Origin of the sequence: Pseudoxanthomonas sp. Root630 (assembly GCF_001427585.1) — a bacterium.
Taxonomy (GTDB): domain Bacteria; phylum Pseudomonadota; class Gammaproteobacteria; order Xanthomonadales; family Xanthomonadaceae; genus Pseudoxanthomonas_A.
The window spans coordinates 1-24,288 of sequence record NZ_LMGY01000005.1; the positions used below are offsets into that span (position 1 = coordinate 1).

A 24,288-nucleotide genomic window follows, 5' to 3' on the forward strand; every position below is an offset into this window, starting at 1 on the left:
CGCCGCCATGGACATCTGGGAGGCCTTGCGCCAATGATGTTTGAGGCGGTTAACTCAAAACAAAGCCCCTAACCGTCTACGAAAGCGGGGGCGTACCATCAGATGACATCAATTGTGATCACCGACACCAGCCTAGTGTCTGACGCGCTGAAATCGCCCCATTACTAAGTGTTTGATCTAGTTGATTCTGGTGAAGTGGAAGGGGGAAGTTGTTGCCCCTTTGGCAGCTAACAACCTGCCGCGATGTTGATGAAGTGACGGCAATTGCCTCACATATTGGCGATCTGCCTACGACATGCCCCGCAATTGACGGTAGAACCCGTGGGGCAACTTGTCTGTCGTAGATCCGACCCGCTTGCTCACGCCTCAGGGACTCGCGGTTCCCACGATAGGGGCGATGCTGTACGTAACGGCAGTCTTATCAATCCAGCGGCGCACCGAGGGTGTGATCAGGGTATGGATCGAGCCGCTGCCGCAGCCCGTCTGACTCTTGGCACCTCGCGAGACGATGCCGGCCAGTACATAGCGAGCCTCCAGCAGCTGTTTGCCTTTGGCATCGGGCTCGTCATCGAACAAGCGCCAGAACGCGCCGCCGCCGCTGTCACCTTTGCAGGCATCGGAGCCGGCCTCTACTACTATCTTGTCTGGACCGATCCACTGTCCAGGTCCGATCACCATTTCGGCCATGCCGGCCGTCGGTGGATGACAGTCATAGATGGCGCTGTCGGGCTGACGCTGCCCATCAAATCCGTTGCAATCGCTGGTCAGGACGGTGGCAAAGCCATGCAGCCGTTGACGCGCGAGGTCGCCATCGGCAGTACGTTTGCCGTATCCCACGACGTTAACTAAGCCGCCCGTACCTAAAACAGAGGTGGCCGGCAGCCGTGCCACTTCAACGGGCAGAGGCTTTGCGAGCACCAAGATGGCCAAATCCGGTCGGCCAGGGGCGTGAGCACAGGGGTTCTGCTTATCGAACGGAACGACCTTAGGCGCGGCCAGGGCATAGTGTTGACCCGTCTTGGTTAGCTGACCGGTGTTGACGCCGGTCGCCCACGAGGGGCGATGCTGTTTACCCTCACAGAAGCAGTGGGCCGCCGTAAGCACCATCCTGGGTGCAATGGCCACTCCTGAGCATGCATAGGTTCCCGATATGCCTAGCGCCACGACAGAGGCGTGGTGTTCGTCGTCGGCCTTGAGGCCTTTCAGGATGTACTTCTGATTGGCTCCTAATGTTTTATCCAGCAACTTGTCCCTCAGGCTGCTGGCTAGCGCATATGGGGCTGCCGGCTTTGCCTCGCCTGTGAACTTGGGCAGGTGCTGCGCATCTGCATCGGGCGTCGCAGCCTCTGCAGCGGGAATGACAACGACGCCACTCAGCAGGGCAATCGCAAAGGCGAGCGTCCAATGCTGGGTCATGGAGTCGCGAAGGACGCGGGCGGTTCTTTCACGTAGAAGCCCTCCTCGGGAAAGTCTCTGGCACGTGTGGCATCGACATGATCAACCTCGAAGGGCGATTCGAGGTCAGCCTCCTTGGCGGCGCGCGCGGCGATGCGCTGATCGGTCAGCGCCTTGTCGTACAGGGGCAGACCATCTTCCCGCTTGTAGGTCGGCGGAGCCACACCTTCGGCTTTACGCGCATTCCACCAATCTCGGTAAGCGCGCACGGACTTCAGTGCCGCCGCTTCGGCCAGTACGGCTGCAGATGCCTTACCTTCTTCGGCCAGCGTTTCCTTCTCGCTGTTGGCCTCCCGCTGACTCGGGATCACTGCCACATTGGCGGCCTGAACGATCTTCTCCTTGTGCGGCTCAAGCAGTTTCGCGAGCGTCCTGAAGAAGGCGGAGCCATCGGTGCTCTCGGTGCGCGCTGCCCATAGCGTCCGGGGATTCTCCACCTTGCCGGAGGATTTGGGGATCACAATCCACGGGCTGGTGGGTGCCACAGCATCGGCGGCACGCGGATAAAGCCGCAGGTAAAGGCCCTGGTCGGGCACTTTGATCCGCCCGAAATCGAAGGTGACGGCAGAGGTGGTGCTCTTGATGGATTCGCCGGTAAGACTGGTAGTGCCAGGCGCGGTGAAGGCCAGCGTGAGTACCACGTCGCTACCCTTGGCGCGTGCGCGCTTGGCATCAAGTGGCTTCTCGATCAGCAACGCCCGTGTAACGATGCGAAAGGCCGTCGTATCGGCCTTGTCATCGGTGATGACTTCGCCTTCCCAGAAGAAGTCGACGTTGCCTGCAATATTGGCTTGGCGCGCCAGTTCCTGCCTGATGAGACTAGCCACCACGGCGGCCTCCTGACCAGGCGCGGCGGCGCCTGATACAGACGAGGCGGTGACTGGCGCGCTCCATTGCAAGTCGCCGCCAATGACCTGGAAGCACGGTTCTTGATCACTATCAATCGCACTTCGCAGAAGAATCGGGGCCAGCGCCGTCTTGGTCACGGCCTTGCTCTCTCCTGCTTTCTTGATCGCGTTGAACAACACGTCAAACCCGAGCGAGATAGCGCTGCTGGCCATGCCCTCCAGAATGGGGCTCAAGCCACTCAGGTTGGGATCAGCGCCCACGGTCAGGCACGCCCCCTGGCGTACCAGCATGCGAGGTTCGCGTTCCATCCAGGAAGCCGACTCTTCGGCGTGTTTGATCAGCGTCTTTGGCGTGTCTGCCGCATGTGCCGAAGGAGTGCCAAACAGGATCGTCACCCCGAGCAGCGCGCAGGTATGCAGTGCTTTCACGTTACCCCCTTAGTGTGCAGACATAGCTGGGTCCACCCCGACCCAACCCAGGCTAGGGTGCGCCAGGGACGCGCTAAATGCATTTACAAATGCGGGTTCGACGAACGGAGGAACTGGCCCGTGCTTAGGCGGCTTACAGTAGTAGGGGACGCGAGGCCGGCCGTTCACCACGTCGCTCCACATGGGCGGGTGCCGCCGCGGATTTCTGCTCAATCCAATTCAGGCGGGCGGCCCTCAAGCGGCCGGACTCACCGACCATCTCCAGAATCGGCCACGCGGCGCGTGGGATGCTGGCATCCAGTTTGACGCCCAAATCGGCGCGCAAGCCGTGCGCGTAGGCTCGCGTGAGGATCTTGGCCAGAGCGTGGGCAAGATGCCCGCGTCCCTGGATCTGATCCATGGCCGTGGAGCGGGCGGCCTGCAACGAGTGGGACGCCAGGACCGAGCCGCCCGGTGCGCCCAAATGTGCGGTGGCCTGATCCAGCACGCGTCCGCAGAAGGACGCAATGTGCGCATCGACGGTGGAGAGGTTGAGCCACATGGCCGAGCCGCTCTGGTCACGGGGTTTGATGAAGCAGTCCGGTCGCAGGAACACGTTCTCTCGCAAGGTGGCACTGGCTTCAAGCGCGTTGGCATCCACCAACTCGAACGGGGTCCGACTTTCCGGCGGCAGTGCCTCCACCACGGCTTTGGTGGCCTCACACAAGAGCGGATACATCGTGGCAGGCAGCGGTGCCAGGGTCAGCGGACGCTCGCCACCCCAGCAGGACCAGCCCCAGAAGTGCCGTGGCGCCGGATCGGCGCCAGGCCCACTGAAGATCTCGATCACCGCGGGCGCGTCCGTCTCAGTGCGTTGCAAGCGCGAGGGCGGGGCCGCCAAGGCCGCAAACCCGCGGTCCCACTCCGTGCAGTTGGCCGGAACGCAGATCCACCGGCAGACGCGCCGGCGTTGTGCCCATGCCAGGTAGTCCTCCAGCCAGGCTTGGGCCCTGTCGCTGGGGAAGTCCCACATATGCACGCTGGCCACGACAGGATCGAACGGATCGTACCCGCACGTGCAAACGCACAGCCGGGCCTTGTCATCAAAGCGGGCGTGGTAGGACGCATTGCAGCGCGGACAGGTGTGTTCCAACGGCTGCCGGTGCCAAGGACAGTGCGTGATGGAGGGCAACTGGAACAGCGCGCAATGGTAGCCATGAGCCGCGCACTGCGGGCACTGTCGCAGCGGGCGCGGCCGACGTTCGAACAGATCGCCGGTTTGCACCGGCGACCATTGCTCCGGGCTCCAGTAAGCGGCCATGTTCGTGTCTTGCAGATGCAGGCGACGTAGAAAGGTGGACCTGGCTTGGGTCGGGCGCTGCGTTGCCAGCAGCACATCGGTGACCTGACGATTGCGAAACCCCAGCGTGCTGGTGACCTGCGAGGGCAGGGGTGTGGCCAGGCGGGTCACGCGATGGACCAACCCGAATCCGGACAGATACGGGTAGGGCTCCACCTCGGCGCCCAGCGCGGCCGGCAAGGCCGGCCGCGCGTGGATGATCTCAGCCCAGCCCATTACGCGGCATCCTGGTCCAACGGCTGACGCAGGCTGTCCGGCAGGCGGATCCGCGCCCGCACGAACTCCAGGCGCAGATAGCCGGTGGCCAACAGGGCGTTGCGCACCTGCTCGGCGGTCAGCGCCTTGAAGCCTTCCTGCCGCGCGGCCACCTCGGACAACAGGTAGTGCACGACCAGGGTGAAGGTGGCCATCGGCCAGGCCTCGCTTTCGGGCAACTGGTACGCCTTCCTCAGGGCCTTCATCTCCGCCACGATCAGCCCAGCCTCCGAGGCCAGCGTCCACCCCCGATCGAACGCCTCGCGCGCGAAGTACCGGGTGAAGGACATGTCCGGCGTGGGCCAAGTCACACTCTTGTCGTAGCGCGAGAGCGCATGAGCAATCTCACGCAGCCCCATCAACGGCTGGAACGGCATGGTATCCATGAACCAACGACGCACGGTGTGGGAGGGACGGTCCAGCCAGTCATCACCGATGTCCACACCTTCGGCATCGCTTTGGCGCACCAGTACCAGGAACAGGCTCAACCTGTCATCGGCCAATTGCGCGTCCAAGTCTTCCAAGTACTGGAACTCGCCATCAGTGATGCGCTGGGCGTTGTCGATGAACAGCACCATGCGCCGCACACGCGCCTGCCCACAGCGCGTGCGGATGAAGTTGCGCATCCGATCCTGGGCCAAGGTGGGCTCCACACGCAGCGCGGTGGAGACGTTCAAGCGGTAGTTCATCACGCCCCAGAAGGCGCGATCGCTGCGGCGCGTGCCGCTGGGCATCAGCATGCGGGCCGCCACCCCGATGGGCTGCTTGTCCGGCCCGATAAGCCAGCGTGAGGCGTTATCGGTCAGGTACTGCTGAGCAGTGGATTTGCCCAGTCCGCCGCCGCCGTAAGCCGAGCAGCCGTGATGGCCCTGGCTGATGTTGGTGACGATGAAGTTGGCCAGGCGCGTAGTGGGCATGGTGCTGATCTGGTAGCCGTTGGTGATGAAGATCGGATGCGGTTCGTCGGACATCGGGAACTCCGTCAAGAAGAAAAAAGGCACACAACAGGGTCGTGCGAGGTCGTGGTCGGCTCAGTCGTCATCCAGGCTGATCCAGCCGCCCGGCGGCACGCGGGGGGCCTGATGCAACACCGGGTTTTGCCCCGTCGGCGGTTTGCCAGCGTGCAGTTGCTCCATGCGCGCCAGTTGGTCGACGGCTTGCTGCGAATTGGCGGCCTGCGCGCGCAGGAAATCCACGTACGCCTTCACCGCGCAGTCCGTCCCCACGATCGAGAAGTCTCTGCGCAACTTGGACCACTGCATAACCATCTTGCGCGTGGTCTCATCGTGGAGCGTGCGATTCCACGGGGCGGCGGCGCGGACCACGCACATCGGGGCCGTCACCGAGCGCATCAGCACGATCGTGCGCAGATCGTGGCGGTCGACCCGGGCCAGGACCCGTTGGCCGATCATTTCCCACTTGCCGTCCAACTCTGTGCTGCGATAGCGCACGTAGGCGTAGTTCACATGGGGCATCACGCCCCGGTCGCGATTGCCGTGTACGACCAACGGGATCAACACGCTGCTCATGGCCGCGGCATCGTCCCGTCCGCTGTCCGGTGCAAAATCGAACGCCCGGCGCTGTTGCATCTGCAGGAATTGCAGCGGCGTCAATTCGCCCAATGCCGGATGCGGGGTGGCGTTGTAGTTGGCGATGATCACGTCCAGCAGCTCCTCGAACAGATGGAGCTGGATGGGGTGATCGCCCGGGGCGAAGTTGCTGATGCGGATCTTCTTCTCGCCCAGGCGCGTGGCTGGCTCAAAGCCGCCGGGCACATCGCGCAGCGCACCTCGCTCCAGGCGGGAGAACAGCTGCTCCACGATCGGGCGCGAGCGCGGTTCGTGGGCCCGGCCAAAAACCAGCATGCCGCCACGTGCCCGCGTGATCCCCTGTTCCAGATCCGCGGCCAGATGCGCCTTGGCGTTGTCCATAGCCACCGAGCGCGAGCGCCAGCCACTGAGCGCGCCCAGCAGGCCCGAGGGCAAGCCGGCGCCAGGGGCGTATTCCAGGCCGGGAATGGTCAGCGTGCGGCGCTCCCACGGGCGCAGGCTCACCGCCAGACACGCGGCCACATCCAGGTTGTTGTAGGCCCGTCCCACGCGCAGCGTCCACCCCACGATCGCCCGCGAGGTCACCTCGACCTCCACCAGTAGCCACATCGAGGTGATCTCGGCCTTGGCTACGCCTCCGTTGGGCAGGGCCACGGCCAGGACCGCTTCGATATCGATGCGATGGCCGTCCAACTCGGTGCGGGTATAGGGCGTGGGCAGGAAGATGTCCTGCAAGCGGGTGACCTCCGGCACCTCGGTATCCCAGTCGCCGCCCGTGACCTGCATCCGTCGGCTACGCAGGAAGCGAAGCAGGGCGCGCCGGCCCTGGTCGGGCTGGTTGAGCGGATAGTGATCGGCCAGATCCCGTCGCCTGAGCTCGGCCACGATCTGCTTGTGCAGACGCAAGAACACCTTGGGCGCGCGTCCCGGCGGCAAGGGGTGATCAAAATCGTCGACCCATTTGCGAATGGCCGGCTGCGCGCCCAGCAGGCGGGTCATGGCATGGGCACCGGCCAGGCGCGGCATCTGCGTGGCGCTCTCGCCCAGCGGACGACGCTGGTAGGTCCCCCACGGCACGCAGACCCGGTAGCCGTACGCCTGACCATCGGGCGCGATTTCTGGTGCCAGGGTCACCATGCTGCGCAGGCGCTTGCGGCAAAGCCGGTGCATACCGGCCGCGCGGGAAAGTGAGAGCTCCCCGGTCAGCACGGCGGTGATGGCCGCGCACGCTTCGCGGTAGCGCGCGCGCAGGCCCTCGGCCAACTCGTGCTCCACCGGGCGGTACCACTGCGTCAGGACCTGCGGGTCGTAGACCATGCTGGGCTCACGCATGGGGCACCTCCAGCACCGCATCCATGCCGCCGGGCTGGTAGTCGACCAGGCGCACGCTGCCCTCATGCACCATGGCCGCCACCACGGCCCGCACGTGCGAGGGCTCGTAGTCCAGCGCCTTGAGCAGACTGGACAGGTTCGTCCGCTCCACGTTGCGCATCAGTCCCTCGATGCGGGCGCGGATCATCGAGCGGTTCAACAACCGCCCGTACTGCCAGACCAAGGGCAACAACTCGAAGGCGGTGGCCAACCAGGTCCGGCTGGACAGCAGCTCGTCCTCGGTCACGAAATGCAGCGTGATGCCCTGGCGCTGGGCGGCGGCTTCCAGGACGCTGCGATCGCGAATGGACAGCGTGCTCACGGTACTGCCCACGGTGCCGCTGTCAGGGACCACCAGATAGAACGCCTCCTGGCCGGTCTTGCTGCGCGTCCAGAAGGTGATGTCGATTTCGTGCTTGTCCGAGACCTTCAGACGGCGCGGACGCTCGATGTAGTGGCTCAGGGCGGGATCAAATTCCAGGCGCAATGCCAGCGCCACGTTGACCATGTCGGCGATCATGGCAATGCGTTGGTTGCGGGGAGAGAAATAGACGAACACCTCGCGCCGACTGCGCTCGCCACGCTTGAGCGGGCGAGGGTGATAGGGCAGGTGCGGCGTGGTGGCATGGGCCTGGATGGGCGCCGATTGGGTCGCTTTGGTTCCTGCGGTCATGACAGATCCTTGGCGCATCCGTTGCAGATGCGCGCGTAGGGCTTGGCCGGCGCACGGCCAGCCAAGCAGTTCAGGGAAGGGGCCTGCCGCCGGGGCAGACAGGCCGACGGACTAGCGCAGCGTGCGCAGGCGCAGGCGATAGCTCAGGATCTTGCCGGTGAGCCGGTCCTGACGTATCTCGAGCTCGTAGTGGTGCCCGCTGGGCAAGTGCACCTGGGCCACACTGCACAACGGCGGGTCCTCCTCCAAGGCAGGGGCGACAGCGCAGGGGGCACGCCGCTGACGCTGGCGCAGCGCGAGCACCGCCCCGGCCGTGTGGCCGCGACGGGGCAGGGGATGGGTGTGGAACTGAGGCATGTTGGACACTCGGGTAAGGCTGCCGGTAGGCAGCAGTTGACCGTGCCCCGTAAAAGTGCCAAGCTCAGAAACAGGACGCTTCTGAAAGTCTCGGCGGGACCCTTGCAGGGGTCCCGTTTTCTTTTTGGGGATCATGGAACTGGGTTGTGATGGATTGGCGTTGGTCTGTACGGCGTGCTCCTTTGGCCGGGATGGCCTGATTAACCAGGGATATGACCCGCCATGGGCGGGTAAACCAAACCTCTAGGTCTGTGGAACGCCGCCGGCGGACGCGTGCCCGCTCACGGCAGCCTGGCGCAGCTGCGCCAACCACAAGGCAATGTCTTTGCTCAGGGCGTACCTGCCGCGACGGCCGGCAATGGAGAACACCGGCACGGGTAACCGCCCACGCGCCAGGGCCTGTCGGAAGGCGTCCTGCGAGGCGTAACCCAGCGCCTGGCGCAACTCGTCTTGGCCCACGATCGGGCCGTAGCGCTGTAGCAGACCTTGCTCAATCTCGCTGGCCAGCACCGCGAGAGGCTCGTTGTCGCGCTCTGTCATGCCTGAAGGGTAACCATTGCCCCTGGCGCCGACCAGAAGTCAAACTGCGCCCCCGATTTGACTCGGTCCGCCGATGCGCCTGCCTGTTGGCGTCAAAGAGGTGCGCCACTACAGCTCGGTGCGGGTAGCGACCGTGCTTCGGTGGGCCGCCAGTGATCACCCACGCGCCCCGGCCGCCGCCTTGGGCGTGGTGAAAGTTGCCCGTTGGTTTGAGGGGCTGCGCGCGCATCTGGGGTCCCTCAACGCCTACAGCGTCGGCAAGGAACTGCAGCCCGGCGTGTACAAGAAGCTGAGCCACAGCAACCTGTGGTCCAAGTACGCCGCAGGAAAACATGTGCCCCGCCAGGTGCTGGGCAAGGTGGAAGAAAAGCTTCGCGGATCACGGCAGGTGGTGGACTGGTCGGGCTGGCGTGCGCTGGATGTAATGCAGCCGATCGGTACGCAGGCGGTGGCGTTGATCCGCACGCTCAATCCCCGTATCCAAGCCGCCTGTTTTGACAAGGCGGAGCTGAAACTCGATCGCTATGAGTTGCGGACCAATACAGACAAGCTTCTGAAAAAGCTTGAGCAACGCGCCTGTTGGGATGCGGTGGCCGCCGCCACCATCGTGCTTCGCCTGGCCCACGAGAAGGGCGATCAGCAGGGTGCCCACCGAGCTGGGCGGAGCCTGTACTACCTGCTACTGATGACGGCCGTGACCAGTTCTGCGTTCTGGATCGCGCCTGAGATTTTCGCCTACTTCATCCACTTCATCTTTCCGCTTGCCGCCACGAGCGTGGTGGCCTATGACCTTCACCACGACGCGATGTGGCAACGCACGCAGTGGCTATATGAGATGGTGCTGGAGCACGAGGATGAGGGACGACCGCTGGCCGGTTTTGGCGCCGATACCCGTCGCCTGCGGCGTGTCTTTTCGTCGCCCAAGTATGGGTTCGACCGGATGTTCGGTTTTGCGCCCCGGCTGAAACACGTTGCGCCGGAGGTGGACGAAAGCAAGCGCCGCACGCTCGCCTGCCTGCAGGTCTTCTGGCAGTGGGGTGAACGCGTGTTGGTCCAAGGGCGCCGGCAGCCGATGCCCCCGGAGCATCTGGTCGAACAGTTGGAAGCGGCGTGGCCCACTACCGACACCACTGATCAGGCGTAAAGCCTTGGTCGATCGTTCCTCGCCGCCGCGGCTTACGTACGCTTGGGCTTAGTTCGCTTCTTGCTCTGGCGGCGCTGGGCAGCAGCCTGTGCACTGGCCTTTTTCATGTCGCGCTCGAACTTCTCCGAAACCCGTGCCGCCTGATCGTACAGGCCGGGCCGACCGCCACGAAACGCGGCGAACATCTTTTCCAAGGTGGGCGAGACGCTCATCTTGCGGTGCTTGAGGAAGTAGCTGACCTGCTTGGCTGATACGTAGGCCGAAAAACCGGCCGCGATGATGTTCAGCTGCAACCAGAGAGAGGCGGCGGCCGGGATCTGCCCCGAGTAGATCCGGATGAGGATCCAGCTCGACAGCACCAGCATCGCGGCAGGCACCCCCATCAGGAACAGCCGCCGGCCCATGTTGAGTCGGAGAATACCCACCGGATCCTTGGCGCGGGCCAAGGCATCTATCGCGTTGATGAACAATGGCAGGCCCAGGCACGCGATGTCGATGTTGGACAGCGCGTAGCCTGGCGTGGCCATCGAGAAGATGACAAACAGCACGCCGGCCAGCACGAGCACCGCAATGAGGTCTGCGTGCAGCTCGGCATAGAAGCTTCGCAAGAACTCGTTGTTGTTCCGATAGTGGGAGTTGAACAGGTCGATGGCGAATACTGTAGCTACGCCCCAGAACACATCGATCACGACCACCGCACTTAGCGCCAGCGGCAGGGGCCAGCCGCAGGGACCGGCCAAGTAGGGAATCAACGAAAAACCTCCCCACAACAGGGAGATCAGTAGTGACAGAAGAAGGAGGCGATGCATGTCCGGTAGCGCAGCAGAGATGGACCATCTATCGGCACCCACGCTGTGGGCTTGAGGCCGCGGAACACCCTGTACAGCACGCTATCCCGCGGTGAAATTCCTGCGGGATGGTGCGTATCAACCAACGATGCGATTGCGGCGCGCTGGGGGGAGTACGCGTTGGTCGTCGTCCTGAGGCCCGAACATGGGTGAAGCAGAGGCGTTCGAGCCTGCGGCTTCACTTGATCTACGCGTCAAGATGGGTTCAATCCCTGACATGGGTCACGGCATAGCTCAACTGGTTGGCGTCCACGATGATCGCGGAAATCATTGGTAGGCACCTTTCTCCAACGGCGGTGCCTCCCGGCGCTGGAGGTGGGCACGATCACCGGAGAAGGGCTCGTTGGGTTGGCCATCGGTGATGACACGGTAGCCGTTACCGAGTAGGGGGATGCCGGCACGTTCGAATTCCCTGTGCTGGAGCGTTATGCGGGCAAGGCCCCTTGTTCTGCACTTGGCGGTCCGCCGCCACGGGGCAGAGGACGCCACCCATTCGGAGTGGCTGGGAAAGGTGGATGATCTGTGTGTGATTCACTATCGGGTAGATGGCTCTGGCACGATCTACCGAACGTCCTGATGGCATCGCAGGCGAAGACGCAATGGCAAGGCTATGGCTTATGAAGCAACGCTACCGACACCACATTGAGCATTTCTGCCACGCACGGGGCATCGACATCCCCTCATCCTTCTATCGCCTGACTACCAGCCGGTACGCGGCGATCGATGAGTCCACCGTGCCCTCCACCCTGGTGGCCAAGACCTGGTTCAACAAGGAAAGCCTGTCGTACTACCTGAGCGGCTTGGCACGTCCGGACACGGTTCGTGCCTTCGATTTCCATGAAGGATACGAGATGCTTTTCGATGGCGACGACGTCAAGCGCGGCCCGCCTATCCAGTAGTGGCGTTTCGATTGCCACAGCAGTACTCCACAGCCTTTGGCCGCGTGGTTCGCCCGATCATCACTGGGGTTGGGTCACTGTGCTGGCACTGGGGTGGCCGCCATGACCACGCCACGCACGCCGCCACTGCCCGTACCCGCAATTGCTCTCAGTCGCCACCACCTGACCCTCAACGTCAATGGGCGCGGTGTTCTGGCCGGGATTGTGGTTGCCCATCTGAACTCCTCCAACTCGACCGAATGTCGAGGTGGAGTTACCGTGCGCCTGCTGAGATGATTGCAGTGTACGGGCGATCCTCTTGCTGAGCTCATGAGCGTGAATGAGGTCGGTGCATGTTCTCCTAGAGCAGGAGTGATGCTCGCTGAGGAACTGACTCTCACGGCCACGCGACGTCGGTCGGCGCACGCTTGATGCCGTCAGGTAATCATCCACACCCTGTTGCAGGCCGTCCAACTTGTCTTGTAGCGTGTCACGCGCGGTGACCATTATCACGGGTGTGGCTATGCGCGCTTCGCCTCTCAAACGGCGGACCACCTCTAAACCATCCATGCGCGGTAAGTTGCCATCCAGAACGATGGCATCGTAACGATTGTCCACCGCCAACAAGTAGCCTTCAGCGCCATCGGCGGCATAGTCCACTTCCATGCCTCGGCTCTCTAGAAACTCACCAATGGACGCTGCGATCGCACGGTCGTCCTCTACGATCAACACGATGCCAAACGAGGACATTACGGGCTCCACTATCTTCAGGTTAGTGAAGATGCCGCATGCCAAGTAATAGAGGTGTGAAATCGTTGAGTTGCTACCGCCGGGGCCATCGAGCACGGCCTAGTCGCTCTCGGTAAACCCGGTGGGCAGCTCGCCTACAACAGAGCTGTCTCCGGTAGGTCTGCGGCTGCCTTTGAATGGGTTCCTCTACACTCCCTGCTTCCCCGACGCACCTGATGAGGCCATCGCCGCGCATGAGCAAACCCACCCTGGATTCCATCGCCACGGCCAAAGCCAAGCTTGAGGAAGAGCTTCGCAAGCTAGAGCAACAAGAAGCCCAGCTTCGCCAGCAACAGGCCGCCGATGCCTTCGCTGAGGTGATGAACCTGCTGGGCCAGTACGGCCAGCACTTCAACGCCAAGCAAAAGGCCGAGATCGTCAGCGCCGTGGGAGCCAGCACGCTGACGCGGGTCAGGAAGCCGACAAGCCAGCAGGAGGTGGCCCCGAAGTACTGGCTGCCCCATACGCAGGAAACCTGGACCGGCCGCGGGCGCCCGCCGCGCGCCTTCACCGCGTGGGAGGGGACAGCGGCGTACAAGGAATGGAAGGCCAAGCATCCCAATGAGAAGTTCCCCAAGTATCCTGGGTGAGTCCCCACGGCCCTAAGTCCAAGCCGCGCGCCCGGCCAGCAGGGCCGCGGTACTCGGTAGGTCCGTCCAATACGCTTGGCCGAGGGCGAACCACTGGCAGGCCAGGCCTTGCGCGAGCGCCGTGGGTGGTGGCCCCGAGCTTGGGGTAAACCCACATCGACCGTAACGGCCGGCGGCCACCGCCGCAGCTCGTCGCAGCAGTTCCCGGTACATGCCTTCGCGCACCAGGGCCGGGGCCGTGCCCTGGCAGGCCAGGGTGGCCCCGCAGCGTACCGCCGCCCATGCGCAGTACCGCCATTGTGAGGCGCTCAGCGACAGCGGCGACAAGCGGTGGGCAAAGACCATGTCCTGCTGCCAGGCCGGATCGAACTGGCAGCGCACCAGTTGCTGGGCATAAAAGGCCTGGGCTTCATCACGAAGCAGGCGGTGCCACAACGTCACCCCCAAGGTCAGCACGAACTCGTCTTGCGCGATAGAAGATAGGAAATCCTCCAGCGCCGGTAGCACGCTCTCGGCCTGGTAAGCCTGCCAGACCCATCGCCAGCCAATGCCCTCAATAGGAGTGGCATAGTCGCCGGCGGCCAAATCCGAGCTCTCCAGCACCACGATCCGATGGGTCGCCAGCAGCTGCATGACCTCCCGGGACAGTTCGGCCGTGGGCGCCAACGGCAGCCGATGGTGTTGGGCATGCAGCAGGGACCACAGGTACACCGCCCCCGGCAATCCTAGGTCATCCAGCGTTTGAGGCGTCATGGGGTGGGCCGCATTGCAGGGACACTAAGATTAACTTAGTATCCAAGCAGCGGCACTTGGGCCATCCTTTTGTCAGGATGTGACTAGGGGCCCGTGTGTCCAAAGCGGCTGACAAGCGATCGATCTTTGCCCGGCGGCTGGCGCAGGCGCGCCTGAGCCGGGGCCTGACTCAGGCTCAGCTGGGTGTTCTGGCTGGCATGGAGGTCGAAGTGGCGAGCCCCCGCATCAATCAATACGAGCGCGGCGTTCATGAGCCTCGTTCGGCGATGGCCAAGCAACTGGCCCAGGCCCTAGGGATTCCGCCGGCCTTTCTGTACACCGAGGACGAACTGCTGGCCAAGGTGCTGCTGCATTGGCCCTCGCTGACGAAAAAGAAAAAGCGCGAGCTGGTTAAGGCGCTGGAGTCCCCGCCCACGAAATAGCTACCCGCAGCGCGGGCAGGCTTGGGGATGACGCAGGGGCCACAGCGGGCAAGCTCGGCCCGCCCGCTGCAGGGCAGGCGATTACCGGGGCAGGGCGGTGCGCATGCGACGGGCCGCGGCACGACGCCGTACGCGTCGGGCATAGCGGGCCAACGCATCAGGCGTGTGTTGCCCCTTACGCGAGCGGCAGTGGGCATGCACGGTTTGTTCCTTGCCGTTGCGCCAGCGTCGGTAGCTCACGACGGAAACGGGACGTACGACGGTACAACTACAGGTATCGGTTACTTGTTGTTCGTTAGACATAGTTTTTCCTTGAATTGTTTAGGTCCAAGGGACAATGCCCGAGGACCGACTCTATTTACTGTTGCTGTGAGAGTTCATCGCTGAGTTCTCTTGTGCAGATCGAATGATCCGGAGGCTTTGACCGTCCCTGTTCAGAAAAGTTCCCCCGCATCCCGTCGTCGTCAGCGTTTCCGGCGTGGGACCTGACTGCCGCAATGTGACCTGACCCCCATGCGGGCTTACACTCGGTCGCCACGGATTGAAGGGGACCATCGGCCATGCAGATCCGCCATGCGGTCAGCGAACGCATTGCCGAGGCTGTGTGCTTTGACCGTATTTATCCGGTCTTTCAGCCCCTTGTTCACCTGCGCACGATGCGCACGGTCGGCTTCGAAGTGCTAGCCCGCTGGATCGATCCGGACCTGGGCGAGGTGGGGCCAAACGAATTCATTCCCGCGGCCCACGGCAAATCGCTGCTCTCGGTGCTGACCTACAACCTGATCCGCAGCGCCTGCTCGGCGGCCGGCCAGTGGCAGAGCGATTGCTACCTGGCCTTCAACGTGCCGCCCAGCCTGCTGCAGGATCCCCAGGCCATGGGGCTGATGGTCGATGCCATCGGCGAGACCGGCTTTGCCTTCGGCCGGGTGCGGGTGGAAATGACCGAAGCTGAGCTCATCGAAGATGAAGGCGGGGCCCGGCAAACGGTCCAGGCGCTGAAGGCGCTGGGGATGAAGGTGGTACTGGATGATTTCGGGACCGGCTTTTCCAGCCTGGTGCGGTTGAACGAGTTCGACTTTGACGAAATCAAGATTGATGGCGGCTTCGTCAAGAAGCTGGACATCGATGCCGACAGCCGCAAGATCATCGCAGCCGTGGTAGGGCTTGGTCATAGTCTGGAAATCCCGGTGGTGGCCGAGGCGGTGGAGACGCCTGAGCAAGCCGATTTCCTGCGCCGACTGGGGTGTGACTTCGCGCAAGGCTGGCTGTTCGGACGGCCGGTGCCGGCCGAGGCGGTGCCGGCGCTGCTGAGCACGCGGGCTGTTACCGAGCGCACGCGGCAGGGCCTGCATCTGTCGCCTTTCCACCGCCAATACCAACTCGAAGCCCTGTACGCGTCGGCACCGGTGGGCTTGTGCTTCATTGACATGGGCAAGCGCTATGTCGCCGCCAACGAAGCGTTCTGCCGGATGATCGATAAGACGCCCGATCAGGTCGTGGGCAAGGCAATCCGGGAGGTGTACACGCCCGAGGTGGCGGCCCTGGTGGAGAGCACGGTCGATGGCCTGTTCAAAGGCCAGAATGGCGAATCGATCGAGTTCAAGTTTCCTGACAAGCCCGAGGTGTTCCTGGTCTACCACCAGCCGGTGAGGGATGAGTCTGGCGGCCTGCTGGGCCTGTCGGTGGTATCGATCGACATCACCGCGCGCAAACAGGCCGAGCAGGCCTTGCGCGACAGCGAACGCCACTACCGCAACTCGGTGGAGCTGAGCCCCACCGTCATGTGGATTGCCGAGCCCAGCGGCGAGCTCAGCTACATTAGCCCCATGGTCGATGAGCCGCCGCATCGCTCCCTCCAGGAACGCACGGCGGCGTGGTATGCCCGTATGGATCCGGATGACCGCCAGCGCGTGCATGCCGAATGGTTGGCCTGGTTATCCAGCGGCGATCTGTTTGAAACCCGCTTCCGCATCCAGTGGCCACCGGGCACGTGGCGGTGGGTGCGCAGCCGGGCACGACCGCAGTGGGTCCACGGCGAACTGGTGCGTTGGTTTGGCACCTTCAGCGATATTACGCGCGAGGTAGAGTTGCAGGCACGCGTACTAGCGTTGGAAGCCACCCTAGAGCAGCGCCGCACGCCCTAGCATCAGCTCCACCACCATGTTGTGGCCCGCTGAAGCTGAACAATTCAGACAGTGCCCGATGCGCTTTGCTAACGTACGCGTGTGCCCCAGACCGTGGCACGTCTGATGCCGCAAGGGCCGGCGAACGCATCATGAGACTTCATCTCTACCGCATTGAAGGCGGCTACTTCGTGTGCCCGGCCGATGCCCCACTTCCGGCCTCCCATGCCTCTGAGCTCACCGGGCGTCAGCCCGATATGCGCTTTCTTTCGCGCGATACGGCGGGCCGGCAATTTATTGAGGAGCACATGCGCACCAATGGTGCGGTTGTGATGGATCAGCACGTGGCTGATATCATGCTGGGCGGGTGTCCTGAGTGGGTCCAGCGCACGTTCTAACGGCGATGGGCCAACTCCGACAGCAGCTGGACGACCAAGGCATGCTTACGCGGCGGGATGCGCCTAAGCCATTGCAGGCATTGGACCTCAAACTCGTTGCTGATCTCTTCAGTGGGACTTCTGGAGTTCGCCCGACGACGGCGACTGCGCGCTATGCCACGTCCCGTGGCAAGCCACTCGAATCCTACGCCGGTGATGTCCGCAATATGCGTCAGATGGACAATGCTGGGATTAGTGCCACCTTCCACGCGCTCCCACTGCGCCACGGCGCTACGGTTGACCCGCAACTGCTCAGCCAACTGAGATTGGGTTAACGACGCCTCGGCGCGCGCGCTAAGGATACGCGCAGACATGGAACTGGACATTGGCAACAGCCTAAGGCGACCCGCATCGCTGCCTTGTGGGATCAGGCCGCGAGCCGGGACTGTGGTCCCACAGTATCAGTAGGATCCCGTTGGATAGCGTGATGCGTGTTGGCAAACCGAGCGCTTGCGGCGCCTTTTGGCAGGCGCCCGCGCAGGAGGGTGAGGCAATGCCGCGCTCGCTACTTGTGGGCGTGGGGTCGGACACGTTCGCCAGTTCTAGCGCAGCGCGCCATTTTCGCGCTATCAGCTGGAAGACACTGGTTGAGCGCGCGGAACTTGGGCAGAAAAGATCAACGCTGTGCGGCGGACTTGTGGTGAGCCGACAACAATCAGGTGGAACCAAGTCTTCGTTCACCCAACACCTGCCAACGTTCTGATGCATTGCAGACGGCGAGGAGAGTAGAGCTACAGTCCTCGCAAGACATGCGCGACCGGAGAAGGGTCTATCCTTCCAGCTTCGAAGTGCCCGTTCGCCGACGCGTCGCTACGCTGGGGATTGTCGCCAGTAGCCAAATTTAGAGGGTACGGCTGATCGTGAAGCTACCGAAGATCGGGGCTTCTTTCTGGGGTTCAGCCGAGATACGTGCAAAAAAGCAGAGTGACCGAAAACCGTCCTGACCACGTTGAGCTTGGGAGGTCCATCGACCAGGCGCTACACATGTGCTTCGCGGCCAACCGCCGCGGAGGATTCATTAACTTGCCGGTAGTCTGTGCAATGGCTTCCTGTTCGGCGATGGGTGGCACAACACTGACGGAATGCGCTTGGGAGTGCATCGGCCAAGACTGCGACCGTTGCTAATTTGCATCGCCCGCGAAGCTCGTGCCATACGTGAAGAAGAATGTCGTCATCTCAACTGCATGCATTCCTAGTCGCACCCTACCTCTGCTTCTCCTCGCATCAAAGCGGCATTCCAGCATGGTGGTAAGCCAGCAGAATATTGAGCATGAACTCGACTTGGCTAGCGACCCGGGCGTCCAACCTCACAACGGGGAGGTGGTATCCTTCCGCGTCGAGTCGATCTCGGAACGTCGTGAACTGGAAATCGGGGGCAAGTTCGCTCTTGGTCACGCCGACCACAAAACTCGCATCGGGCGCGAGTTCACCGAAATCCTTCAAAAGTTCGATCGTGCTCTCGATTGCATCGTCCTGACATGCATTGACGAGAACAACGATGCCAATAGCCCCGGCACACACCATCGGCCACATGAAGTTCATGTACTTCTGGCCAGGTACGCCATAGAGATGCAGTAGTTCACCCTCAAGATCAACGCTGCTGTAGTCCAGCGCCACGGTGGTGAGAGACTTCTGCCCGTTGGCGCCGCCACTGAGCGGCATATCGGTACATACCGGAGCAGTGTCGGAGATTGCGCGGATTGCTGAGGACTTTCCCGCACCGACGCCGCCGACGAACACGAGTTTGCTTCCACCATTAGCCATTTGCAGTTCCCATGAGCTTTAAACCAAAACGTTTTGCCAGTCGCAGTACGGTATCGACATGAGTCATGGTGGTAGCTCGCGTGTTTCTTCCAACCTCGTCCACCGTTGCCTCTAAACCACTAAGTCGCGCTAGAGCCATCACCTTTTGAACCTCGTGCACTGAAACTGAGGTCCTCGATGCGAGCACCTCTGCGCACCAGGGGCGGATTGAGAGCTTGGCCAGAATTATTGGCCAAGAGCCCGGTGCAGTGCCCGCGTCCAGAACTGGCCATGCGCGCAGGCGCGACGTACCCGCCACGCGGGGGAATTCGAGTTCCGAAAGGCGCGGAAGCGAGCTCCACCATATAGTCTCAATTGCGTGGGTACTGGTAACATCGGGCAAATACACCGATTCCCATTTGCTGTCTGAAACTTCCGTCGCCCACCAATCTGGCTCGAGTGCTCGCCTGAGCAACTCCTCGATTGGCATACGGCGCAGCATATGCAACGTCCCGCTGCGGCTATTGCTTATGACTCGAAAAAGTCCCGACTCCAAGAGCGTTCTCTTTTCGCGACGGCGATCCAACCGAAGATGCTCCAGAAGCGGGTGAGGCAATGGCGCGCTCCAGCCAGCATCAGTATCAGCAGTAGATGTCACCTCCGCGCATATCGCGGACTTAAGAGCCTCTACTAGCTCTCGTACAGTTGGAAGACGTGATAGTTCGCACGTCGTTCTGGACGGCCGCGCCGCCGCGGCAATACGTATCAGAGTAGTCTTCTGCTTTATGGCCAGTTGGATCGCGGCACTGCCCGCTTCGCTGCTCTCGTCGGCCACAAGCAGCTCTGCCCGTTCTGCACCCCATTCGATGAGCCTGACCGTTATCCGCTCTCCCGCAAGAAGCGAACACGCGACCTTCAGGCGTGTCACGGATAAATGATCCAACCCGGCCATTGCGACCCTGATAGTCGAGGATAAGAAAGGCTGCATATGGATAGCTTTAGTCAGCGGGCGAATGTAAGTGGCCGGTGCCCGCGTGATCGGAGGGGGAGGGGCAGGGAAGGTCAGCTGAAATCCAGCGTTCGCTCGAAATTCTTAAGCTCATGTCGTGCCATTGCGAGATTCGCTCGTGCTCGGTCTAGCACGACATAAAGGAACAGCGCCGAATTGCTCTCCAGCGGTCGAATGATGTGGTACTGCTTGCCCAGCGAGATCAAGATATCTTCAATGGCGTCGTCCAGCGCAAGCTGTTCAGCGACGCGTCGTTTGCTGCGCAGTACATCACTGTTGCCCGCCGAAGCCACTTCGAGGTTGAGGCTTCCACCTCCGAGCGTAGCCATGGCCATCCCGCTGTCGCCGTCTACGAGGGCGACGCCAACAAAGCCCGCGATCTGGCTAAGTCCTTCCAAGTTCAACTTCGACATCTTCGTTTTTCCTTATGGGTGATGAAATGGGGTCTGTCGGGCCGGTTGTGCATTCATGATCACTACGCGGGAAGTAGAATCGAGATGCGCGTTGCACACTCACGAGCAGCGAACAGCAGCACAGCAATGTTGGTATGGGTGGTGCCCAGCGCAGCCAGGGTCAGGGGCGTAGTGTGATTCAGTCGGATCAGTACAACGTTCCCTTGGCGTGTCGCAATGGCAGCGTAGTCGGCCGATGCCAAGCCCAGTTCCTTGGCCACGGCCTCGCCCAAGGTGAGGAAGGAGTTGGCCATGGCGGACAGCCTACGTGGATCGCCACCTCGCTCATTGAGTTCGACCAGAGCGCGGCCGTCGGCAGTAGCCAGTAGCAGCATCGAGATGCCGGGCGTTCGCTTCTTCGACCGAAGGAACTCCTGTAGCAGAGCTGCCTTGTCCATCTTCTCAATGCCAGAACTTTTATGAGTCATTGCGCTGCGCGCCTTTTGTATTTTTGATCATGTAATGCAAGGCGCCGTATCAGATAACATTCGATCATCTGTTCAAGGCCAGGTTGGTAGGGGGGCAATTCGCCGACCCGTGTCCGAAGATAGCAATCGAGCCCGCAATGGTCCTGGTTAAGCCAACCTACAGATACCGCGTCCACAAGACGTGCGCTTGCGAAGGCGCAGCTTCTGTCGGCCGCTCCTCGGATTCCCCACCAGTTTCGATAACGCTCTGCGCCTCTGATAGCGAGGAAGTGTCCACGGTCATGGAGAATCCACCGCCAGAGAAGTTGATCGTCGAAGATGAGTCACTCCCCACGGCCAAGCGCCCGTTGATCCGGATGGATCCTGACGTTCCCTCCAAGGTATTGCCGATAACGACATTCCCGAAAATGGTATTTCCACTGAGCGTGGCATTGTGACCAGCCAGAACTGCCATGTTGCCCAATGCGATGCCGCTTCGAACCACGTCGGCTTTGCAAAGATTTTGTGGATAGCGATTGGCGGCGCAGACATCCGCCTCGCGCGGGGCGAAGTTTGGCGCGTAGATGACGAATCCGTTGTTGCTAAGCCGGACATCGTTGGTGGCGATGAACGCGTTGTAGAACGTAAAGTTGCTATTGGGTTGAATGTCGAGAGAGCCATTCGCCCAGATCACACCAGGCTGAATGGTGCCAAACGCTGGCACGCGCCAGAATCCTGTCCCCGCGTTGTAGGACGGAAGTGCTTGGTTTCTGCACCAGGCAGCATTGCATCCAAAGAGTCCCGCGATAGTCTCTAACGCGCCAGCATCCAGCGCTGTCAGGTCGTAGGTGGCGTTTAGCGTTTGGGGAAACATGTTCTGGACCGTCAGTAGCGGATACGCGCGATCACCGCTTCTGAAATCGAGAATGATGTTCGAGAGGGGCCGCAGCGCCTGCACGTCAATTTCCGGCACTTTGACATCACACTTGGGGGCTGGCGGTGGTGAGGGTGCATCGCCTCCTACAGTTACCTGGATTTGGGTCTGGTTGCCGCTACGGACAACGACACTACCTGCGACCGTACCTGCCGCCACACGATTGTTCCAGGAATCTATGTAGAGGCTGCCGCCGATTCTGGCTAGATCAATCCAGCTGAGCTGATTTCCCGCCCCCAAAGTGAGATCCCCGCCGGCCAGAACTTCCGCTGTTGGCGCACCACTGCTACCTGCGGAACCAAGGCTAATCGCGCCTCCACTCCACAGCGAGCGACTTGGCGCGATAAACTGCGACGTGCCGTGTATACGTATGTCGCCAGAAGCGGTGATCACGTTCCAGAATCGGCCGTTACTGTTGCTGCCTCCACTAGACAAGTCTATCCCCGTTCCGGCGTGAAGTCTGACACCCTCAACATCGGCCGTACTGCACGCGTCGCCGAATTTTCCAAATGTCGCGCCACGTCCGGTAATGGCACCTGCTGCTCGGTAGTACGCGCCGCAATACTGGTTGCTAGTGAACGCAATATTGCTGGTCGAGCATGCGGAGAAGCGTGCTGCGCCATTGAAGTTGATGGGCCCATCAACGGCGATGTCGGTGGCACGCTCACCATCCACAACATTCAGCGTGCTTCCATCGTAGTTGAGTGTGCCAATGAAGCTCGCTGCCGGTACCGGAGATACCAAGGTCTCACCTTCGGTTGAACCGCCATCATCGGCCGTGCCTGGCATGACGTCATAAATCACTTCCACCGTGGATGTGGTACTAGCCAGGGCGCTGCCGGAATGGCCGGTGATCTGCGCTGTGATCCGATGCCTGCCCTGGTCATCCGCTGCGCACACCTGTATGAGACGACCACTTATGCCCATTCTTTCCAGACCGCCGATGGCCATGCCTTCGGCATAGTTCCGGCAGCTAGGCCCGGCAACCGGCTCATCGGCCGATGCTCCAGTAGAGGCGGCGGAGTCTGCGTTCGGTGTCGGAATCGCGGCTGCCGGAGCAACAGGGTTACCCTCACCACGCGCCGGACCCCATTGTTCCAGGGTCGAGGCAGGCAGTTGCTTCAGGTAGAGTCGCACGGTTTCCACACCCCGCCACGCGGCCCCTTGCGCAGCTGTCATCGCATGTGCGCTCAACTGGCGTTGCTGTGTTCCACGCAACGAATAGGCGACCAAGAGTACCGTCACCGTTACGGCCAATCCCAGTAGCAGGATGATCAGAATAGTGGCGATGCCATGCTGTCCATGCTTAGCGCTGAAAGCTGGATTTGATCTAAGCATCTGGTTAGCCCTCGGAAGGTGCAGTGCGAATGTTGGGCAAGCAGGCCGAGAACAGCTGATCGCCTGAGGCCGTCTTTAGGATGACTCTCTGCATGCGACTGGGCAGTTCCTCAATCTCGGACTGCTGTGCATACGGCAGGCAACCACTGCTTGCTTGTTGCTCGAAACGAAGGCCCGTTAGCGTGAGGCTGCCGGCCTCGTCAGTCAGCGTGCCGCCCTGCCGGTTGGTCGGGACGAAGAAGCTGGAGGCGGAAGCCAGCAATCTGGGGCGCTCTTGGGCATTGCTAGCCCATTGAGGGGCTGGGTCGACCGAGGTGCAGCTCTTGCCGGGAAGCCAGTAGAGACCCCGCCGGTCTCCGAGCGCGTCGGACGGAGATGTCTCAATGCGAGTGTCGTCGGGAGTGGTGACCAACCTCAGACCAGCGCAGCGGCTGCCAGATTGTGGGTAGGCCCTGTACCGCCACAGCACCTCCCGCCCGTCATCAGAAACGGATAGAACGCCACTCTCGCCTGGCGCTAGGCCATAGCCAACTTGTTGGAGTTCAACTTGAGCGGCGAGCAGAGCAACAGAAATTTGACCATCGCGCACGGCACCTCTCGCGGCGTTGGTAGAGATGTCAATGCTCGCCTTGTACACGGCCAGCATCGTGCATATGGTGATCAGCGAGATGACCAAGCCGACCATCATGCTAATCAAAGTAAAGCCGTATTGAGCGCGTCGAACAATGTGGGGCGCCCTCATCGCGCGCCCTCACCTAGCTGTCGGGTGCCGACTTCAACAGCTGGGCCGCCTACCAGCTTCGCGCGCAGAAGCACCTCGCGGGGGGGCGCGATGGTTTGCGACTGACCTGCGATCGAAACCGTTACCTGTGCAACTTCGGCGCAGGTGATGCTCGCTGTTGGGGAGACCACTCCCGGGATATCCAATGCGATGGTGCGTTGATCGCACAACCGTAGACCCTCGTTGTGTAAACGCTCCCGCATTTGCTCGGCAGCCAGGTTTTCCAGTTTTGCCTCGTAGTGGCTTTCAGCAATCCGAGCGGCGACGTGTGCCATTCCAGCGCCAAGAATGGCAGTCAGCAGCACGCCTATGAGCGACTCAATCAGGACATCACCCCGTTGCGCGCTAGGCGTTTGGTTAGAGAATCTCGACATATAGCGGCTCCTTGGACCTGACGCCTATGGCAATGCGCTCCTCGGTCAGAGGCAGCAAGCAGTCCGTCGCCGCGGGTAATCGCACGCCACGGCTGTTGAACGCTACGCATGAAAATACGTCGCTACTGGATGCGAAGGCATCGACCGAGCCGAAGTCGGCCTTGCCGGCGGTTTTCAGATTGACCGATGACGGCAGGTCGGTCTGCCAAGCCGTGCCCACCCCCGTCAAATCGATGTGCGCCCGGCCGCGCGATACGCGAAGTAATGCGATCGGGGCGTCGTCGGCTAGATGTAAAGGGTTTCGCAGTGCTAGTGCGCGCGCGTATCCAACGCCCTCCAAAAGGGCATTCCGCGCTTGCATCTGCTTGGTGCCATCGACCCAGTCCCGCGTCAGCGGTGCCCCTAGCAGGGCAAGGAAAGCCATGATTGCGATCGTCGTCATCAGCTCG

At 61.8% G+C, this 24,288-nt stretch carries 24 protein-coding genes; 6 read left to right on the top strand and 18 right to left on the bottom strand.

What is annotated here, in order from left to right:
- Positions 1-366: 366 nt before the first annotated feature.
- The 8 genes from ASD72_RS20430 to ASD72_RS04575 all read right to left on the bottom strand — a co-directional run bounded on the left by ASD72_RS20430 (position 367) and on the right by ASD72_RS04575 (position 8,817).
- Positions 367-1,416, bottom strand: coding sequence for a trypsin-like serine protease (locus ASD72_RS20430; RefSeq protein WP_081420142.1), 1,050 nt, complete (start codon positions 1,414-1,416; stop codon positions 367-369).
- Positions 1,413-2,732 (bottom strand): hypothetical protein, encoded by a 1,320-nt coding sequence (locus tag ASD72_RS04545; protein WP_155944470.1) that lies wholly within the window; start codon positions 2,730-2,732, stop codon positions 1,413-1,415. Before ASD72_RS04545 ends, ASD72_RS20430 begins: the two co-directional genes overlap by 4 nt.
- A 133-nt stretch (positions 2,733-2,865) precedes the next feature.
- Positions 2,866-4,287 carry a hypothetical protein gene (locus ASD72_RS04550; RefSeq protein WP_056878765.1) on the bottom strand — a complete coding sequence of 474 codons (1,422 nt, stop codon included), beginning with the start codon at positions 4,285-4,287 and terminating at the stop codon, positions 2,866-2,868.
- Positions 4,287-5,297, bottom strand: coding sequence for an AAA family ATPase (locus ASD72_RS04555; protein ID WP_081420143.1), 1,011 nt, complete (start codon positions 5,295-5,297; stop codon positions 4,287-4,289). The genes ASD72_RS04550 and ASD72_RS04555 overlap by 1 nt, the downstream gene beginning before the upstream one ends.
- 60 nt (positions 5,298-5,357) lie before the next feature.
- A complete protein-coding gene (locus tag ASD72_RS04560) occupies positions 5,358-7,139 on the bottom strand; it encodes a hypothetical protein (RefSeq protein ID WP_235577936.1) in 1,782 nt (593 codons plus the stop codon).
- A 61-nt stretch (positions 7,140-7,200) separates the two neighbouring features.
- Positions 7,201-7,920 carry a hypothetical protein gene (locus ASD72_RS04565; protein WP_056878767.1) on the bottom strand — a complete coding sequence of 240 codons (720 nt, stop codon included), beginning with the start codon at positions 7,918-7,920 and terminating at the stop codon, positions 7,201-7,203.
- Between the two features lie 111 nt (positions 7,921-8,031).
- Positions 8,032-8,286 (bottom strand): hypothetical protein, encoded by a 255-nt coding sequence (locus ASD72_RS04570; RefSeq protein WP_155944471.1) that lies wholly within the window; start codon positions 8,284-8,286, stop codon positions 8,032-8,034.
- A 234-nt stretch (positions 8,287-8,520) separates the two neighbouring features.
- Entirely contained in the window at positions 8,521-8,817 is a 297-nt protein-coding gene (locus tag ASD72_RS04575; RefSeq protein ID WP_056878769.1) for a hypothetical protein, read from the bottom strand.
- Positions 8,818-8,890: 73 nt separating this feature from the next.
- On the opposite strand from ASD72_RS04575, the gene ASD72_RS04580 reads away from it, so the two are divergent.
- Entirely contained in the window at positions 8,891-9,961 is a 1,071-nt protein-coding gene (locus ASD72_RS04580) for a hypothetical protein (protein WP_056878770.1), read from the top strand.
- 32 nt (positions 9,962-9,993) lie between these two features.
- Here the strand turns inward: ASD72_RS04580 and ASD72_RS04585 are convergent, their stop codons facing one another.
- On the bottom strand, positions 9,994-10,770 hold the full coding sequence (locus tag ASD72_RS04585) for a hypothetical protein (RefSeq protein ID WP_155944472.1): 777 nt from the start codon (positions 10,768-10,770) through the stop codon (positions 9,994-9,996).
- A gap of 656 nt (positions 10,771-11,426) precedes the next feature.
- Here ASD72_RS04585 and ASD72_RS04590 point away from each other — a divergent pair.
- Positions 11,427-11,708 (top strand): hypothetical protein, encoded by a 282-nt coding sequence (locus tag ASD72_RS04590; protein WP_056878772.1) that lies wholly within the window; start codon positions 11,427-11,429, stop codon positions 11,706-11,708.
- Positions 11,709-11,768: 60 nt separating this feature from the next.
- Here ASD72_RS04590 and ASD72_RS21715 read toward each other — a convergent pair whose 3' ends face one another.
- Positions 11,769-12,437, bottom strand: coding sequence for a response regulator (locus ASD72_RS21715; RefSeq protein WP_081420151.1), 669 nt, complete (start codon positions 12,435-12,437; stop codon positions 11,769-11,771).
- 233 nt (positions 12,438-12,670) lie between these two features.
- On the opposite strand from ASD72_RS21715, the gene ASD72_RS04600 reads away from it, so the two are divergent.
- Positions 12,671-13,066 carry an H-NS family nucleoid-associated regulatory protein gene (locus ASD72_RS04600; protein WP_056878774.1) on the top strand — a complete coding sequence of 132 codons (396 nt, stop codon included), beginning with the start codon at positions 12,671-12,673 and terminating at the stop codon, positions 13,064-13,066.
- Positions 13,067-13,078: 12 nt separating this feature from the next.
- Here the strand turns inward: ASD72_RS04600 and ASD72_RS04605 are convergent, their stop codons facing one another.
- A complete protein-coding gene (locus tag ASD72_RS04605) occupies positions 13,079-13,819 on the bottom strand; it encodes a hypothetical protein (RefSeq protein ID WP_056878775.1) in 741 nt (246 codons plus the stop codon).
- A 95-nt stretch (positions 13,820-13,914) separates the two neighbouring features.
- Between ASD72_RS04605 and ASD72_RS04610 the strand changes: the two genes are divergently transcribed.
- The 3 genes from ASD72_RS04610 to ASD72_RS04620 all read left to right on the top strand — a co-directional run bounded on the left by ASD72_RS04610 (position 13,915) and on the right by ASD72_RS04620 (position 16,762).
- Positions 13,915-14,241: a helix-turn-helix domain-containing protein gene (locus ASD72_RS04610; RefSeq protein ID WP_056878776.1), complete on the top strand. Its 327-nt coding sequence runs from the start codon at positions 13,915-13,917 to the stop codon at positions 14,239-14,241.
- Between the two features lie 560 nt (positions 14,242-14,801).
- The gene (locus ASD72_RS04615) at positions 14,802-16,385 is read left to right on the top strand and encodes an EAL domain-containing protein (protein ID WP_081420145.1); all 1,584 of its coding nucleotides are present in this window, start codon (positions 14,802-14,804) and stop codon (positions 16,383-16,385) included.
- 131 nt (positions 16,386-16,516) lie between these two features.
- Positions 16,517-16,762, top strand: coding sequence for a hypothetical protein (locus ASD72_RS04620; RefSeq protein ID WP_056878778.1), 246 nt, complete (start codon positions 16,517-16,519; stop codon positions 16,760-16,762).
- Between the two features lie 1,263 nt (positions 16,763-18,025).
- Here the strand turns inward: ASD72_RS04620 and ASD72_RS04630 are convergent.
- The 7 genes from ASD72_RS04630 to ASD72_RS04650 all read right to left on the bottom strand — a co-directional run bounded on the left by ASD72_RS04630 (position 18,026) and on the right by ASD72_RS04650 (position 24,281).
- A complete protein-coding gene (locus ASD72_RS04630) occupies positions 18,026-18,565 on the bottom strand; it encodes a GTPase (protein WP_056878780.1) in 540 nt (179 codons plus the stop codon).
- Between the two features lie 1,041 nt (positions 18,566-19,606).
- Positions 19,607-19,966: a hypothetical protein gene (locus tag ASD72_RS04635; protein ID WP_056878781.1), complete on the bottom strand. Its 360-nt coding sequence runs from the start codon at positions 19,964-19,966 to the stop codon at positions 19,607-19,609.
- A gap of 62 nt (positions 19,967-20,028) precedes the next feature.
- Positions 20,029-20,403, bottom strand: coding sequence for a roadblock/LC7 domain-containing protein (locus ASD72_RS04640; protein WP_056878782.1), 375 nt, complete (start codon positions 20,401-20,403; stop codon positions 20,029-20,031).
- Positions 20,404-20,590: 187 nt separating this feature from the next.
- Positions 20,591-22,684: a hypothetical protein gene (locus ASD72_RS20850; RefSeq protein WP_155944475.1), complete on the bottom strand. Its 2,094-nt coding sequence runs from the start codon at positions 22,682-22,684 to the stop codon at positions 20,591-20,593.
- Between the two features lie 4 nt (positions 22,685-22,688).
- Complete coding sequence (locus ASD72_RS04645) at positions 22,689-23,360, bottom strand: hypothetical protein (protein ID WP_235577937.1); 672 nt, start codon at positions 23,358-23,360, stop codon at positions 22,689-22,691.
- A gap of 62 nt (positions 23,361-23,422) precedes the next feature.
- Positions 23,423-23,839, bottom strand: coding sequence for a hypothetical protein (locus tag ASD72_RS20855; protein ID WP_155944477.1), 417 nt, complete (start codon positions 23,837-23,839; stop codon positions 23,423-23,425).
- A complete protein-coding gene (locus tag ASD72_RS04650) occupies positions 23,823-24,281 on the bottom strand; it encodes a hypothetical protein (protein WP_162250343.1) in 459 nt (152 codons plus the stop codon). The genes ASD72_RS20855 and ASD72_RS04650 overlap by 17 nt, the downstream gene beginning before the upstream one ends.
- Between the last annotated feature and the right edge of the window lie 7 nt (positions 24,282-24,288).